Origin of the sequence: Thalassococcus arenae (genome assembly GCF_019104745.1) — a bacterium.
GTDB lineage: Bacteria > Pseudomonadota > Alphaproteobacteria > Rhodobacterales > Rhodobacteraceae > Thalassococcus_B > Thalassococcus_B arenae.
In genome coordinates this window covers 1,826,866-1,841,195 of record NZ_JAHRWL010000001.1, presented here as the reverse complement: position 1 = coordinate 1,841,195, position 14,330 = coordinate 1,826,866, and the positions used below count along the sequence as shown (strand labels likewise).

The following is a 14,330-nucleotide window of genomic DNA, read 5'->3' as shown; positions in this document are numbered from 1 at the left end:
GGCTTGCCGCCAGAGGGGCTGGCCCCTCTCGCCGGTTCAGTTGCGGATGCGCCAGCCAGTCTTGAATATCCACCAGATCACGCCCAGGCACAGCGCGGTGAACCCGGCGATCGCCAGCAGCGACAGCCCCACCGGGACATCCGCCATGCCGAAGAACGACCAGCGAAAACCCGAGATCAGGTAGACCACCGGGTTGAACAGCGTGATCGTCTGCCAGACCGGCGGCAGCATCGAGATTGAGTAGAACGACCCGCCCAGAAAGACCAACGGCGTCACGATCAGCAGCGGCACCAGTTGCAACTGCTCGAAATTGCCGGCCCAGATGCCGATGATGAACCCCAAAAGCGCGAAGCTCAGGCAGGTCAGCACCAGAAAGGCCAGCATCGCCACCGGATGCGCGATATCCAGATCGACGAACAACGACGCCGTGACCAGGATCACCACCCCGATGAACAGCGCCTTGGTCGCCGCCGCGCCGACATAGCCGACCACGATTTCCAGGAAATTCACCGGTGCGGACAGCAATTCGTAGATCGTGCCGATGAATTTCGGGAAATAGATGCCGAAAGACGCGTTGGAAATCGCCTGGGTCATCACGCTCAACATCACCAGCCCCGGCACGATGAAGGCGCCATAGCTGACCCCCTCGACCTGGTCGATCCGCGACCCGATCGCCGCACCGAAGACGACGAAGTAAAGCGAGGTCGAGATGACCGGAGAGATGAAGCTTTGCAGAAGCGTGCGAAAGAACCGCGCCATCTCGAACCGGTAGATCGCGGCTATGGCCTGCCAGTTCATGCCGCGTCCTCCTGCTTGCTGACCAGCCCGACAAAGATATCCTCGAGCGAATTCTGTCGGGTATGCACGTCGCGCACCGCCACGCCGGCCCCGCTGAGCGCGGTCATCAGCCGTGCGATGCCCGACCGGTCGGCGGCGGTGTCATAGGCGAAGACCAGCGTCTGGCCGCCGTCATCCAGCGCCAGGTCGAACTCCGACAACGCGTCGGGTACAGCGGTCAACGGCTCGGCCAGGTCGACACGCAATTCCTTTTGCCCCATGCGGGTCATCAGGCTGGACTTTTCTTCCACCAGCAGGATCTGGCCGCGGTTGATCACACCCACCCGGTCGGCGATCGCCTCGGCCTCTTCGATGTAATGGGTGGTCAGGATGATCGTCACGCCGTCACGTTTCAGCTCGGCCACCGTTTCCCACATGTCGCGGCGCAGCTCGACATCGACGCCGGCGGTGGGTTCGTCCAGAAACAGCACCCGCGGTTCGTGGCTCAGCGCCTTGGCGATCAGCACGCGGCGTTTCATCCCACCCGACAGCGCGCGGATCGGGCTGTCCTTCTTGTCCCAAAGCGACAGCTTGCGCAGCACCTGTTCGATGAAGGCATCGTCGCGCGGCTTGCCGAACAGGCCGCGGGAAAAGCGCACCGTGTTGATCACCTTCTCGAAGGGTTCCAGGTTGATTTCCTGCGGCACCAGGCCCACCAGGTTGCGCGCCGCGCGGTAGTCGTCGATCACGTCGTGGCCGCCCACGCGGATCCGTCCGGCGGTCGGAAGAGTGATGCCGCAAACGGCGGAAATCAGCGTCGTCTTGCCCGCGCCGTTGGGGCCCAGCAGCGCCAGGATCTCGCCTTCCTGGATGTCCAGCGACACGCTCTTCAGCGCTTCGAACCCGCCGTCATAGACCTTTTGCAGGTCGCGGATTTCCACCATGGCCATGGGATCGGTCCTTTCGTTCTTGTGCGCGCAACCTAGCCCCGCCCCCCGCAAGTGCAATCGTGCAATATCGCATGGCCGTTGTTCATGTCGCAATCGGGCTGGCGAAGACGGACGCGCCGCGCTAGGCCGAGACATGGCCCAGCACGACCGCCCCACCCTTGGAATCCTCTTCGTTTGTGCGGGCGTCCTGCTGATTTCGCTCAACGACCTGACGATCAAGTACCTGTCGGGCGGCTATCCGCTGCACCAGCTGGTGTTCATCCGCGCCGTCTGCGGGTTGCTGCTGACCTTCGTCTTTCTGAGCCATGAAGGCGGGCTACGCGCGCTGCGCACCGACAAACCGTTCCTGCTCATCTTGCGCGGATTGCTGATCGTGATGGCCAACCTGACCTTCTTCGCGGCACTGGCGGTGATGCCGCTGGGCCAGGTCACGGCGCTGTTTTTCGTCGCGCCGCTGCTGATCACCTTGCTGTCGGTTCCGCTTCTGGGTGAAAGGGTCGGCCCGCTGCGGTTGGGCGCGGTGCTGGTCGGGTTCGTTGGCGTTCTGGTCATGCAGCGCCCCTGGGCCGACGCGACCGACGCGCCCCGCGTCGTCATGGCGCTGCCGGTGATCGCCGCCACCTTCTACGCGCTGATGCAGGTGCTGACACGGCGGCTGGGCGTATCGGCCAGCACCGCGACGATGGCGATCTACAACCAGTCGGTCTTTGTCGCGGTCAGCCTGCTGTTCTTCGCCGTCGCAGGCGATGGCCGTTTCGTGGCCGAGACCACGCCCGCAAGCCTGGAATTCCTGCTGCGCCCCTGGATCCGCCCCCCGGCCGAAGAGATCTGGTTTCTGGTCTTTCTCGGATTCGTGGCGGGGTTCATGGTCTATGCGATGACCGCCGCCTATCGGTTGGCCGACGCCGCCGTCATCGCGCCGTTCGAATATCTCGGGCTGCCGCTGGCGTTCTTCTGGGGGTGGCTGATCTTCGGCGAAATCCCGGATGCGACCACCTGGATCGGCTGCGCCCTGATCCTCGGTTCGGGCCTGTTCGTGTTCTTGCGCGAACGGCGGAAAGGCCACCGACAGCTTGGCCGGCGGGGGCTCTGGGCGCGGCGCTGATCCGCTTCATCTGGCCGGAAATATCCCGGGGGGGCTTGCCGTCAGGCAAGCGGGGGCAGCGCCCCCTGCCCCGGCTCACATTCCGCGCACCGTGTCGATCATCAGCTGCACGTTCTCGGGATCGGCATCCGGCGTGATCCCGTGGCCGAGATTGAAGATATGCGGCCCCTTGGAAAACGCCTGCACGACGCGCCGGGTTTCGTCGACCAGAGCCCGCCCGCCCGTCACCATGTGCAACGACGCCAGGTTGCCCTGCACGCAACCGCCGGTCTGCACGTGTTCCGCCGCCCATTCCGGCGTGACGCTGTCGTCGATCGCCACGCAATCGGCGCCGGTCGCTGCGTGGAACCCGATATACTTGTCGCCGGCCTGGCGCGGAAAGGCGATGACCGGCAGGCCGGGGAACCGCGCCTTCATCTCTTGCGTGATGATGCGGGCCGGTTCCGTGACATAGCGGTCGAACTCGTCGCCCTGCATCGAGCCCGCCCAACTGTCGAATATCTTGACCACCTCGGCGCCCGCCTTCACCTGCTCGGACAGGTAATCCACCGTGGATTCCGTCAGCCGGTCGATCAGCGCCTCGAAAAGCGGGCGGTTTTCGGCCTTCAGCGCGTGCGCCGGCCCCTGGTCGGGCGTGCCGCGCCCGGCGATCATGTAGGTGGCGACCGTCCAGGGCGCGCCGGCGAAACCGATCAGCGTGGTCTCGGGCGGCAATTCGCGGCGCAGGATCCGCACCGTCTCGTAGACCGGGTTCAGCGTGTCGTGGATCATCTCGCCGCGACCGAGCGTGTCGAAATCGGCCTGGCTGGTGATCGTCGACAGGCGCGGCCCTTCGCCGGTCACGAACCAGAGGTCCGCGCCCAGGGCCTGTGGCAGAAGCAGGATATCGGCGAACAGGATCGCCGCATCGAACCCGTAGCGTCGGATCGGCTGCAGGGTGACCTCGGCTGCCAGTTCGGAATTGTAGCACAGAGACAGGAAATCTCCGGCCTCGGCCCGCGTCGCGCGGTATTCCGGCAGGTATCGCCCGGCCTGACGCATCATCCAGATCGGCGGCGTCGGCAGCGTTTCCCCGGCAAGCGCGCGCAGAATGGTCTTGGTCATCGGCTGTCCTTCCTCGGTCGAGCCCCGTGGTCATATGAAGCCGCGGCGGTGTCAAGTGACGGTTGTCAGTGCCCGGCGACGCGACTAAAGCTGCGGACATGACACTCGACTTGCCCACACCCGACAAGCCCTTGAAAATCGGCACCCGCGGCTCGCCGCTGGCGCTCGCCCAGGCCCATGAGACGCGCCGCCGTCTGGGTGCGGCCTTCGACCTGCCCAACGCTGCGTTCGAGATCGTGGTCATCAAGACAACAGGCGACCGCATCCTGGACCGCCCGCTCAAGGAAATCGGCGGCAAGGGTCTGTTCACGCGCGAGATCGAGGAACAGCTTCTGGCGGGCGACATCGACATCGCCGTGCATTCGATGAAGGACATGCCGGTGCTACAACCGGGTGGACTGCTGCTGGATTGCTACCTGCCGCGCGAGGATGTCCGCGACGCCTTCATCTCGCCGGACTTCGCCTCGATCCGCGACCTGCCCAAGGGTGCGACAGTGGGCACCTCGTCGCTGCGCCGTCGGGCGCAACTGATGAACCGCCGCCGCGACCTGACGGTGGTCGAGTTCCGCGGCAACCTGCAGACTCGGTTGAAGAAACTGCAAGATGGCGTGGCGTCCTGCACGTTTCTGGCAATGGCGGGCCTGAACCGACTGGGCATGGACGACGTGCCGAAAACGCCGATCGAGACGACCGACATGCTGCCGGCCGTGGCACAGGGGGCCATCGGCATCGAACGGCGCGCCGACGATCCGCGCACCGAAGCGATGCTCGACGCGATCCACGACACGCCGACGGGCCACCGCCTCGCGGCGGAACGCGCCTTTCTGGCCGAACTGGACGGGTCCTGCGAGACGCCGATTGCCGGTCTGGCGGAGTTGCAGGGCGGCGGCCTGTTCCTGCGCGGAGAAATCCTGCGCCCGGACGGCAGCGCCGCCTTTTCGGGCGAACGCCAGGGGCCGATTTCCGATGCCGCCGAAATGGGGGTATCGCTGGCCCGCGAACTGCTGAGCGCGGCGGGACCCGGGTTTTTCGACTGGCACGGGACATAGGCCGCGCCAGCCACCTGTCTCAGGGGATCAGAACCGTCTGCCCGGTCGTCCTGCGCGCCTCCAGCGCGTCATGCGCGGCCCTGACCTGCTCCAGCGGGAACCGCTGGTCGATGCGGATCTTCACTGCCCCGGACGCCACCTTGTCGAACAGCATCGAGGCCATGTCCTGGCAGGTGGCGTGATCCGAGATGTGGGTGAACAGCGTCGGCCGCGTGATCTTGAGCGATCCCTTCTGCCCCAGGATGCCGATGTTGAAAGGCGGCACCGGGCCGGATGCGTTGCCGAACGAAATCATCATGCCCAGAGGCGCGAGGCAATCGAGCGAACCCTCGAACGTGTCGGCCCCCACCGCATCCATCACCACGTCGACGCCGCGCGCGCCGGTCAGTTCGCGCACCGTCGCAACCCAGTCCGCGGTGCGGTAATTGATACAAGCCTCGGCGCCGTGGTCCAACGCCAACTGGCATTTCTCGTCCGTGCCCGCGGTGCCGATCACGCGGATGCCTTCGGATTTCGCCCATTGGCAGGCGATCAGGCCCACACCGCCGGCGGCGGCATGAAACAGCACCGTGTCCCCGGCCTTGATCGGCGTGGTTCGGTGGAACAGGTATTGAACCGTCAGCCCCTTGAGCATCATCGCCGCGGCCTGGTCGAACGGAATGCCGTCCGGCAGGGGACAGACCTGTGACGCGGGCATCACGCGGGCCTGGGCATAGGCGCCCGGCGGCATCGACGCATAGGCGGCGCGGTCGCCGGGTTTCAGGTGGGTGACGCCCTCTCCCACCGCCTCGACCACGCCGGCGGCCTCCATTCCCAAGGCTTGCGGCAGTTGCAGCGGGTAAAGCCCCGAGCGCTGGTAGACATCGATGAAGTTCAGCCCGCAGGCCTCGTGCCGGATGCGGATCTGGCCCAGCCCGGGTTCGCCGACCTCGCGATCGACGACTTTCAGCATATCCGACCCGCCATGGGCCTCGATGATTACGGTTTTGACCATGGTCTCCTCCCCTCTTGTCAGCCCACTTTCAACACGATCTTGCCGATATGGTCCGAGCTTTCCATGCGGGCATGCGCTGCCGCCGCGTCCTCCAGCGGATACTCCGAATCCATCACCGGCGCCACGCGCCCTGCCTCCAGCAACGGCCAGACATGAGTTCGCAGCGCCTGCGCGATCCGTGCCTTGGCCAGGTCGCTTTGCGGCCGCAACGTGCTGCCGGTGATCGTCAGCCGCCGCATCATCACCTGTGCGAAGTTCAACTCGACCTTGGGACCCTGCAGGAACGCGATCTGCACCAGCCGGCCGTCATCGGCAAGCGTCCTGACGTTCCGCGGCAGGTAGTCGCCCCCCACCATGTCGAGGATCAGGTTCGCGCCTCCCTCGGCGCGCAGCACCTCGACAAAATCCTCGGCCCGGTAGTTGATCGCCCGTTCCGCCCCCAGACGCGTACAAGCCGCGCATTTCTCGTCCGATCCGGCGGTGGCGAACACCCGCGCGCCGAACGCGCTGGCCATCTGGATCGCGGTCGTGCCGATTCCGGACGATCCGCCATGCACCAGGAACCGCTCACCCGCCTGCAAACCACCCCGGTCGAAGACGTTGGTCCAGACGGTGAAGAAGGTCTCGGGCAGGCATGCGGCCTCTTTCAATCCCATCCCTTGCGGCACGGGCAGGCAGTGCGCGGCGGGGGTGGCCACGTATTCAGCGTAACCCCCACCCGGCAGAAGCGCGCAGACCATGTCGCCGGGCGCGGGCCAATCGACACCGGCACCCACCGCCACGACTTCGCCCGCGGCTTCCAGCCCGGGCAGATCCGAAGCGCCCGGCGGCGGTGCGTAGCTTCCCGCCCGTTGCAGCGCGTCGGGACGGTTGACGCCGGCAAAGGCGACGCGGATCACCACTTGTCCGTGACCGGCCTGCGGAACCGTGCGCTCGGTCGGGGTCAGAACATCGGGGCCACCGGGCTTCGCGATTTCAACGGCGCGCATCGTTTTGGTCATGGGGCGATCCTCCTGGCCGTTCTTGGTAACAGGACGTAGCGCCGGTGCAATCGCCAAAGGGTCAGCGCGGTGCCACCCATCCGCCGGGCAGATCGTCGTTCTGGCGCGGTTCGGGCGCCTTGACGCGGGACAGCAGCCAGTTCGGCCCCGCCAGCAACTTTTGCAGTCCGGGGTTGCGGCGCACCTGCGCCTTGATTTTCTCGATCCGCATCACGTCTTCGATCCGGCGGTCCAGAAAGGCCCACGTTGCCTGCTGATCCGGCGAATCGTCACCCAGCCAATACAGCACGGTCGACGAATACACGCCGGCCAGGGTGGCCCGCTTGGTGTACCAGTTGATGTCGCGCGAGCTGTCGCCCAAGGCATCCCAGATTCGGTCCGCCGTACCCCAGATCAGCCGGGCACCCTCTGCCGCGTGGGTCGGCAGGGCAAACAGCGTCGTGCCCCGGCGCACCGCTTCGCGATCCTCGACCGCCTCGAGCCGGGCACGGACGGCAAAGGTAACCCGCTCGCGGATCGACATCTGCGACAGGTCGGCTGCCTTCATGGCGGCGACCATCGCGTCGTCGCCGCGCCGATGATAGGCCACCGCGAGATCGATCGCGCCGCGCGGAAACAGGCCACGTGCCACCATCGGATCACAGCCGATATCGGCGATGGCGGCGCGAAACGCCGCCTCGGACCAGCCGTCGAACGGTACGTGCATCAAAACCGCATCCAGCAGCTTGTTGGTCAGATCGGGGTCCATGGCACACTCCTGCGTGTTGGCTATCGCTAGACTAGACAAACTAGGGGCGGGTTGCTATACGGCCACCTCCTGCAAATCCATGCAACTTCAACCTAGAAAGGTGGTGACAACCACATGCAGGTCAGTGTTCGCGACAACAATGTCGATCAGGCGCTTCGTGCCCTGAAGAAAAAGCTGCAGCGCGAAGGCGTGTTCCGCGAAATGAAGCTCAAGCAGCATTTCGAGAAACCGTCCGAGAAGAAAGCGCGCGAAAAGGCCGAGGCCATCCGCCGCGCCCGCAAGCTGGCGCGCAAGAAGGCCCAGCGTGAAGGTCTGCTTTAAGACCGGCAGCCGATTTCCGAGCTGAAAGAGTTACGAACCCCCGGAGCCCGCTTCGGGGGTTTGGTTTTTCCGTACCCGCCTTGGTGCTTGCCCAATGCGACCGCGTGCGTTCTACTGAGGGTTGATTAAGCGGCGTTTGCCGCGAAACACCTTTGGATCACGCGCATGGCTGAACCTTCGAAACCTATCGGGCTGACTGCCGCCATTCTGATCGGGGCGACGTGTTTCGCCCTTGGCGCAGTGGCGTTCTATCTTTGGGACAGCTCGCGTTTTTTCGCCGAGGAAACCCCTATCGCCGAACCCGTCATCGAGCCCGCGGTCGTCGAACCCGCTCGCGACCAGGACTACGCGGTCCAGCGCATCTTTTTCGGGACCGACCGCAACCTGGAACGCGAGACCGAAATCGGGCCGGTTTTCGGCCATGAACGCGCCGGTGAACTGACGCTGGGCTATCGCGACGTCACCATCCCAAGCGATGCCCATGCCATCGGCGAGATCGAGCTGCCCAATAGTTTCACCGTTTTCACGGTGACGCTGTGGGAGGAGGCCGAAGACCCCGCTCGCCACTTTACCGTGTACGAGACCCAAGTGCTGGACCGCGACACCTTTGTCGCGATGGCATCCGAGGCCGCCGTGGCGGCAGAAACCTATCCGGCCTCCGCCTTCGTCTTCATCCACGGCTTCAACACCACCTTCCGCGCCGCGATGTTCCGGGCCGCGCAACTGACCTACGACCTGGGGTTCGACGGCCCGGCCTTCGCCTATAGCTGGCCGAGCGTCGGCGCTACGGCGGACTACGTGACCGATCTGGACAGCGCCGACAACGCCGCCCTGCACATGGACGAATTCTTTGACACCGTGTTCGGCATCCCCGGGGTCGAAAAGGTGCATGTCTTGGCGCATTCCATGGGCAACGCGGCGCTGGCAGAGTTCCTGACCCGCGCCGGAACGAAGATCTCGCGACGCGACGGCAAGCCGATCGATCAGCTTGTTCTTGCGGCGCCCGATCTCGATGCCAGCCAGTTTCCGTCGATCGCCAAGCATTTCACCGATGTCGCCAAGGGTGTGACGCTGTATGCGGCGTCTACCGACATGGCGCTTTTCGCGTCGAAATCGCTGCGAAAGAACCATGTGCGCCTGGGTGACATCGGCCCGAACGGTCCCGTCATCGTGCCGGGCATGGACAGCATCGATGTCAGCGCCGTGGGCACTGAAATCCTGTCGCTGAATCACAACATCTATGCCCGCAACCGCGGCGTGCTCGACGATCTGGGCCGGCTTTTCCAGACAGGCGAAAGGCCCCCGACGAAACGGATGCCCACCTTGCGCGAAGTCGCGCGCGGAACCGAAAAATACTGGCAGATGCCCGAGTGACGGATCAGTCCGGGCCGATCATGAAACAGGTGATCTGCCGCGCCTGAAGCCGGCGACAGGCCAGGTCGGCGGTTTCGCGGGTCAGGCCCAGGAAATTGGCGTCGAACCCGCCCTTGCGGTTGACGACCTTGCGCAGCGACCCGTCCAGCGTCGACATTTCGGCAAGGGCAGTCTTCAGCAGCACCTTCTCGGCGTCGAACTTGCTGGGATAGCGGCCGACATTGATACCCCAGTGCCGCCCGCCCGACGTCGACACGCGGGTCACCACCTCGGCCTTACGGCTTGGTGTCGCCGGTTCCTGCGGCGCGACGGCGGCCAGAACGACGCCCTTGGGCCGGATCATCGGCTTGGCCGACTCCACCGGGGCCACCGCAGACGCCTGGACGACCGGAGCGGCGACCGCTTCGACAACGGCGGCCACCGTTTCGGCGACCGTCACGTCAGCGGGTTCCTGCACGGGCGCCTCTGCCACGAGGTCGGCCGGGCGCGCCTCGGGTTTGGGCGCGGTGGGCGCGGTCTTGACCTCGGCCAGCAGGGTTTCGATGTCATCCTTCACCTCGGCCACCAGAGGCGCGACATCCTGTTCGGTGGTCGGGCGCGAGGTGGGGCGCAAGCTGCGTGTGACGGCGGCAGAGGCGACGCGGATCGTCTTGGCCCGGGTGCCCGTGGTCGCAACGGCATCCTGCGAGGTCGTCGTCACTGCCGGCAGCGTATCTGTCTCGGCTTCTGCAATTCGCGACCCGCCGATATAGGCGGGTTTCGAAGGTTTGCGCAGGGCAACGCGGCTGGGTGCCCGGGAAAACCCGAGATCCAGCAATTCGGCGACCTGCGCATTGCGCGAGGTGGTCGAACGCCCGCCGAAGACGGTCGCGATGATCCGTTCGCTGCCGCGTTCGGCCGACGCCACAAGGTTGAACCCCGCGGCTCGGGTGTAGCCGGTCTTGATCCCGTCGGCGCCCTTGTAGTTGGCCAGAAACCGGGAATTGGTGTTGTTGACCGCACGGATGCCTGCATCGGTCGACCGGCGCGAGAACAGATTGTAGTACATCGGGTAGTCGTACAGGACGTGCCGGCCGAGAATGGTCATGTCGCGCGCGGTGGACAGGTGACCGGATTCGGTCAGCCCATGGGCGTTCTTGAAGGTGGTCCGCGTCATGCCCAACGCTTTTGCCGTGCGGTTCATCCGCCGGGCAAATGCCGCTTCGGACCCGCTGATCGCCTCGCCGATGGCCGTGGCCGCATCGTTGGCCGATTTGACCGCCGCGGCGCGCACCAGGTAACGCAGCGCGATCTTCTGACCGGCACGCAAACCCAGCTTGGAGGGAGGTTCAGACGCCGCCTTCTGCGAGATCGTCACCTTTGTATCCATGCTGAGTTCGCCGTTCTGAACCGCCTCGAAGGCGATGTAGAGCGTCATCATCTTGGTCAGCGAGGCCGGATGCAGGCGTGTGTCTGCATTGCGCGAATGCAGGACTTCGCCCGTTCGGGCGTCCATGACCATCGCCGCGTAGGGTGCGGCCAACGCGCTGAATGGCACGATCAGCGCAAGCCAAACGATTGTGATTAAATACAGGCCAATGCGGCCCGGCTGCCTGCGCCGTCCCGTCACGGTTTTCCGCCTCTTCTGCCTCAAGCCCCCGATTTTTCGGTGGGCATTTGTTTTAATTTTCTAGAGGCTACCACAACAAGGGCATGAGGAGAAGCCTACAATCCCTTGATATCCCCTTATTTTTCAGAAGCATGCATTCAACATCTAGCGGTTGGGGAAACACCCCGCCCAAAACCGGCCATTGTGGCGGAAATAAGGCAAATGTGGCGGGAATAAGGCGGCGGAAATGCGCTTGATCCGCGCGTTTTCAACCGATGTCGCCGACAAGCGTCGGCAACCCGCCAAGGTCGTCGATCGCGCGGTATCTGGGGCTGTCCGGAGGTTCGGCATGTTCCAGATCCCATTGCAGATCGTGCGGGACGAAAACGCCCCAGCCGCCCGCCTCGATCGCCGGACAAACATCAGATTTCATCGAGTTGCCGACCATCATCGCGGCTCGAACGCCGCCGGGAAGCGGATGGAAGATGCGCGCATAGACGGACGGGGTCTTGTCAGACACGATTTCGACGTGGTCGAACAGGTCGCCCAGACCCGATTGCGCCAGCTTGCGTTCCTGATGCAGCAGATCGCCCTTGGTGATCAGCACCAGGTGATGACTGCCGGCCAGCGCCTCGATCGCGTCGCGGGCATGGGGCAGCAATTCGATCGGGTGGGCCAGCATCTCGCGTCCAGCGTCCAGCAGCGCCGCAACCACAGTTCCCGGCACCTTGCCGTCGGTCACTTCGACCGCGGTTTCGATCATCGACAGGACAAAGCCTTTAACGCCGAAACCGTAATGCCCGATATTGCGGCGCTCGGCGGCGATCAGGCGTTGCTCGAGATGCTCACGCTCCGCATGGTCGCGCAGCAGCGCCGCGAATCGTTCCTGCGTCAGCTGGAAGAACCGTTCGTTGTGCCAAAGGGTATCATCCGCATCGAAGCCGATTGTTCGCAAATTCCGTGTCATGCCGCGCCTAGACCCATCGCGGCTCTTTTCTCTGCCGCCCGTCCGATTATATAACCGCAACGAAGTCAGCCAACCGGATAGACGCGCGCCACGATGACCGACGTCTTCACATTCCACACGATCCGCATGGCCGGGGCGACGCCTCCGGGCGAAGGCGATACCGGTGTGGTGGTGGAAACCCGTCAGAAGACCAAGCGCCCGCCGCTTTACAAGGTGCTGTTGCTGAACGACGACTACACGCCGATGGAATTCGTCGTCCACGTCCTCGAACGGTTCTTCGGCATGAGCCATGCCCAAGCATTCGAAGTGATGCTGACCGTGCACAAGAAGGGTGTCGCGGTGGTCGGCGTGTTCAGCCACGAGATCGCCGAAACCAAGGTGGGCCAGGTGATGGATTTCGCCCGCCGCCATCAGCATCCTCTGCAATGCACGATGGAAAAGGAATAGTCGGGCCACGGCCCGCGTCAGCATGCGATCCGACAGACTTCAACACGCCTTGAAATCCGGGCTTGTCCTTCCCGACGACGCGCGCTGCGTTCTGATCGGAGCGCCGGGGGATTTCGAAATCGACGCCTTCGCGCCGGGCTCGACGGTTGTGCAACAGGACTTTCGCCCGGATTTCGATCATTGGGAGCGGCGGGGCGTCACCGTCACGGATAACGCGCAGGGCCCATTCGACATCGCCATCGCATTCATACCCCGTGCGCGTGCGTTGGCCGAAAGCCGGGTCGCGCAGGCCTGCGCGCTCGCGCCGGGCGGACTGGTCATCATCGACGGGCAAAAGGAAGACGGGGTCGAATCCGTGCTCAAGGCGATGCGCGGCAGGACGACGCTTGAGGGCGTGGTGTCCAAGGCGCATGGCAAGCTTGCCTGGTTGGCCGCATCCGATGCCTTTGCCGACTGGGCGCATGGCGCGACACGCAACAGTGACGGTTTCTGGACGGCGCCGGGTGTGTTTTCGTCCGATGCCACTGACCCGGCCTCGGCCTTTCTGGCCGACGCTTTGCCGCGTGGCCTGTCCGGGCAGATCGCCGATCTGGGCGCCGGCTGGGGCGCGCTGGCACCGACCATACTGCGCAGCGACACGGTCGCGGCCCTTCACCTCGTAGAAGCCGACAAGGCGGCCCTGGACTGCGCGCGGCGCAACGTGACCGACCCCCGCGCGCACTTTCATTGGGCGGATGCGACGACGTGGAAAACGCCCGCGCCGCTGGACGCCGTGGTAATGAACCCGCCCTTTCATGCCGGGCGCCGGGGCGATCCGGGTATCGGGCAATCGTTTATCGCCGCTGCGGCGCGGCTGCTGTCGCAATCGGGGCATCTGTGGATGGTCGCCAACCGTCACCTGCCTTACGAAGCCGCGCTGACCAAGCATTTTCGGGACTGCACCGAAACCGGCGGCGACGCCCGGTTCAAGATCCTTCACGCGCGCCGCCCCACTCGTCACAAGGGCTGAACCCGGCTAGGGTCGCGCAACACAAGCAAGGGCAAACCCATGAGTTTTTCCATCGAGGGCAAGACCGCGATCGTGACCGGCGCCGCCAACGGCATCGGCCTCGCCATCGCGCGGCATTTCTCGGACATGGGCGCGAACGTCATGTTCGCGGACATGGACGAAGACCGTCTGGCCAAGGAATGTGGCACCGAGGATGACGGCAACGGTATGCGCTATTTCGCGGGAGATCTGCGCGAAAGGCTGACGCTGGCGAACCTGCTCTCCGCCACGCTGGACGCCTTCGACCGGGTCGACATCCTGGTGAACGGTTCGCGCCAGGTGGTGCCCTCGGACCCGCTCGACCTGGATCACGACGCCGTGGAACAACTGCTGAACCAGAACCTGATGACGGCACTCAGGCTCAGCCAACTGGTCGCCAAACGGATGATAAAACAGGCGAAGGGACAGGAAGAAGGCCAGGCGGGCGCGATCATCAACATGTCCTCGATCGCGGCGCGCCGGTCGCATCCGAACCTAATGGGCTATTCCGTTGCCTGCGCAGCGCTGGATCAGATGACCCGATCCATGGCGGTCGCCCTTGCCCCAGAACGCATCCGGGTCAACGCCGTCGCATTCGGGTCGGTGATGTCAAGCAGCCTCAGGGAAACACTTCGCGACCACCGCGATTACCGTGGCGATATCGAAAAACATACGCCGCTGGGCCGTATCGCGGCGCCCGGCGAAGTGGCCGAAGCGGTGCAGTTCCTCGCCTCCGAAGGCGCGGGTTTCATGACCGGGCAGATCATCACCGTGGATGGCGGCCGCACCCTGCTCGATCCGGTGGCCGCGCCGGCGCATTGACCGGTTGCGATTTCCGACCCGATGCGGAAGGGTCCGCAAAAAAGGGGACGACCGCG

The 14,330-nt window shown here is 64.6% G+C and carries 15 protein-coding genes; 7 read left to right on the top strand and 8 right to left on the bottom strand.

The window, feature by feature from the left end:
• Nucleotides 1–36: 36 nt before the first annotated feature.
• Together KUH32_RS09145 and KUH32_RS09140 are read right to left on the bottom strand one after the other, a co-directional pair.
• Nucleotides 37–798, bottom strand: coding sequence for an ABC transporter permease (locus tag KUH32_RS09145; RefSeq protein WP_217777721.1), 762 nt, complete (start codon nt 796–798; stop codon nt 37–39).
• Entirely contained in the window at nt 795–1,727 is a 933-nt protein-coding gene (locus tag KUH32_RS09140) for an ABC transporter ATP-binding protein (RefSeq protein WP_217777720.1), read from the bottom strand. Before KUH32_RS09140 ends, KUH32_RS09145 begins: the two co-directional genes overlap by 4 nt.
• A gap of 133 nt (nt 1,728–1,860) precedes the next feature.
• On the opposite strand from KUH32_RS09140, the gene KUH32_RS09135 reads away from it, so the two are divergent.
• Entirely contained in the window at nt 1,861–2,832 is a 972-nt protein-coding gene (locus KUH32_RS09135) for a DMT family transporter (RefSeq protein ID WP_217777719.1), read from the top strand.
• A gap of 75 nt (nt 2,833–2,907) precedes the next feature.
• On the opposite strand, the gene hemE is transcribed toward KUH32_RS09135, so the two are convergent.
• On the bottom strand, nt 2,908–3,936 hold the full coding sequence (gene hemE, locus KUH32_RS09130; protein ID WP_217777718.1) for a uroporphyrinogen decarboxylase: 1,029 nt from the start codon (nt 3,934–3,936) through the stop codon (nt 2,908–2,910).
• Nucleotides 3,937–4,034: 98 nt separating this feature from the next.
• Between hemE and hemC the strand changes: the two genes are divergently transcribed.
• Complete coding sequence (gene hemC / locus KUH32_RS09125; protein ID WP_217777717.1) at nt 4,035–4,985, top strand: hydroxymethylbilane synthase; 951 nt, start codon at nt 4,035–4,037, stop codon at nt 4,983–4,985.
• A gap of 19 nt (nt 4,986–5,004) precedes the next feature.
• On the opposite strand, the gene KUH32_RS09120 is transcribed toward hemC, so the two are convergent.
• From KUH32_RS09120 to KUH32_RS09110, 3 genes are all read right to left on the bottom strand, one after another.
• A complete protein-coding gene (locus KUH32_RS09120; RefSeq protein ID WP_217777716.1) occupies nt 5,005–5,979 on the bottom strand; it encodes a quinone oxidoreductase family protein in 975 nt (324 codons plus the stop codon).
• A 17-nt stretch (nt 5,980–5,996) separates the two neighbouring features.
• The gene (locus KUH32_RS09115) at nt 5,997–6,980 is read right to left on the bottom strand and encodes an NAD(P)H-quinone oxidoreductase (protein ID WP_217777715.1); all 984 of its coding nucleotides are present in this window, start codon (nt 6,978–6,980) and stop codon (nt 5,997–5,999) included.
• Nucleotides 6,981–7,041: 61 nt separating this feature from the next.
• Nucleotides 7,042–7,728: a COQ9 family protein gene (locus KUH32_RS09110; protein ID WP_217777714.1), complete on the bottom strand. Its 687-nt coding sequence runs from the start codon at nt 7,726–7,728 to the stop codon at nt 7,042–7,044.
• Between the two features lie 114 nt (nt 7,729–7,842).
• Here KUH32_RS09110 and rpsU point away from each other — a divergent pair, with 114 nt between their 5' ends.
• Together rpsU and KUH32_RS09100 are read left to right on the top strand one after the other, a co-directional pair.
• Nucleotides 7,843–8,049, top strand: a complete 207-nt coding sequence (gene rpsU, locus KUH32_RS09105; RefSeq protein WP_005614280.1) for a 30S ribosomal protein S21 — start codon at nt 7,843–7,845, stop codon at nt 8,047–8,049.
• A gap of 165 nt (nt 8,050–8,214) precedes the next feature.
• Nucleotides 8,215–9,423, top strand: a complete 1,209-nt coding sequence (locus KUH32_RS09100; protein WP_217777713.1) for an alpha/beta hydrolase — start codon at nt 8,215–8,217, stop codon at nt 9,421–9,423.
• A gap of 4 nt (nt 9,424–9,427) precedes the next feature.
• Here the strand turns inward: KUH32_RS09100 and KUH32_RS09095 are convergent, their stop codons facing one another.
• Together KUH32_RS09095 and KUH32_RS09090 are read right to left on the bottom strand one after the other, a co-directional pair.
• Nucleotides 9,428–10,918 carry a D-alanyl-D-alanine carboxypeptidase family protein gene (locus tag KUH32_RS09095; protein WP_431358181.1) on the bottom strand — a complete coding sequence of 497 codons (1,491 nt, stop codon included), beginning with the start codon at nt 10,916–10,918 and terminating at the stop codon, nt 9,428–9,430.
• A gap of 361 nt (nt 10,919–11,279) precedes the next feature.
• Complete coding sequence (locus KUH32_RS09090; RefSeq protein ID WP_217777712.1) at nt 11,280–11,978, bottom strand: HAD family hydrolase; 699 nt, start codon at nt 11,976–11,978, stop codon at nt 11,280–11,282.
• A 93-nt stretch (nt 11,979–12,071) separates the two neighbouring features.
• Between KUH32_RS09090 and clpS the strand changes: the two genes are divergently transcribed.
• The 3 genes from clpS to KUH32_RS09075 are packed head-to-tail and all read left to right on the top strand — an operon-like array spanning nt 12,072 to nt 14,274.
• Nucleotides 12,072–12,425, top strand: coding sequence for an ATP-dependent Clp protease adapter ClpS (gene clpS / locus KUH32_RS09085; protein ID WP_431358180.1), 354 nt, complete (start codon nt 12,072–12,074; stop codon nt 12,423–12,425).
• A gap of 22 nt (nt 12,426–12,447) precedes the next feature.
• Nucleotides 12,448–13,434, top strand: a complete 987-nt coding sequence (locus KUH32_RS09080; protein WP_217777711.1) for a class I SAM-dependent methyltransferase — start codon at nt 12,448–12,450, stop codon at nt 13,432–13,434.
• Between the two features lie 39 nt (nt 13,435–13,473).
• Complete coding sequence (locus KUH32_RS09075; protein ID WP_217777710.1) at nt 13,474–14,274, top strand: SDR family NAD(P)-dependent oxidoreductase; 801 nt, start codon at nt 13,474–13,476, stop codon at nt 14,272–14,274.
• Nucleotides 14,275–14,330 lie beyond the last annotated feature (56 nt).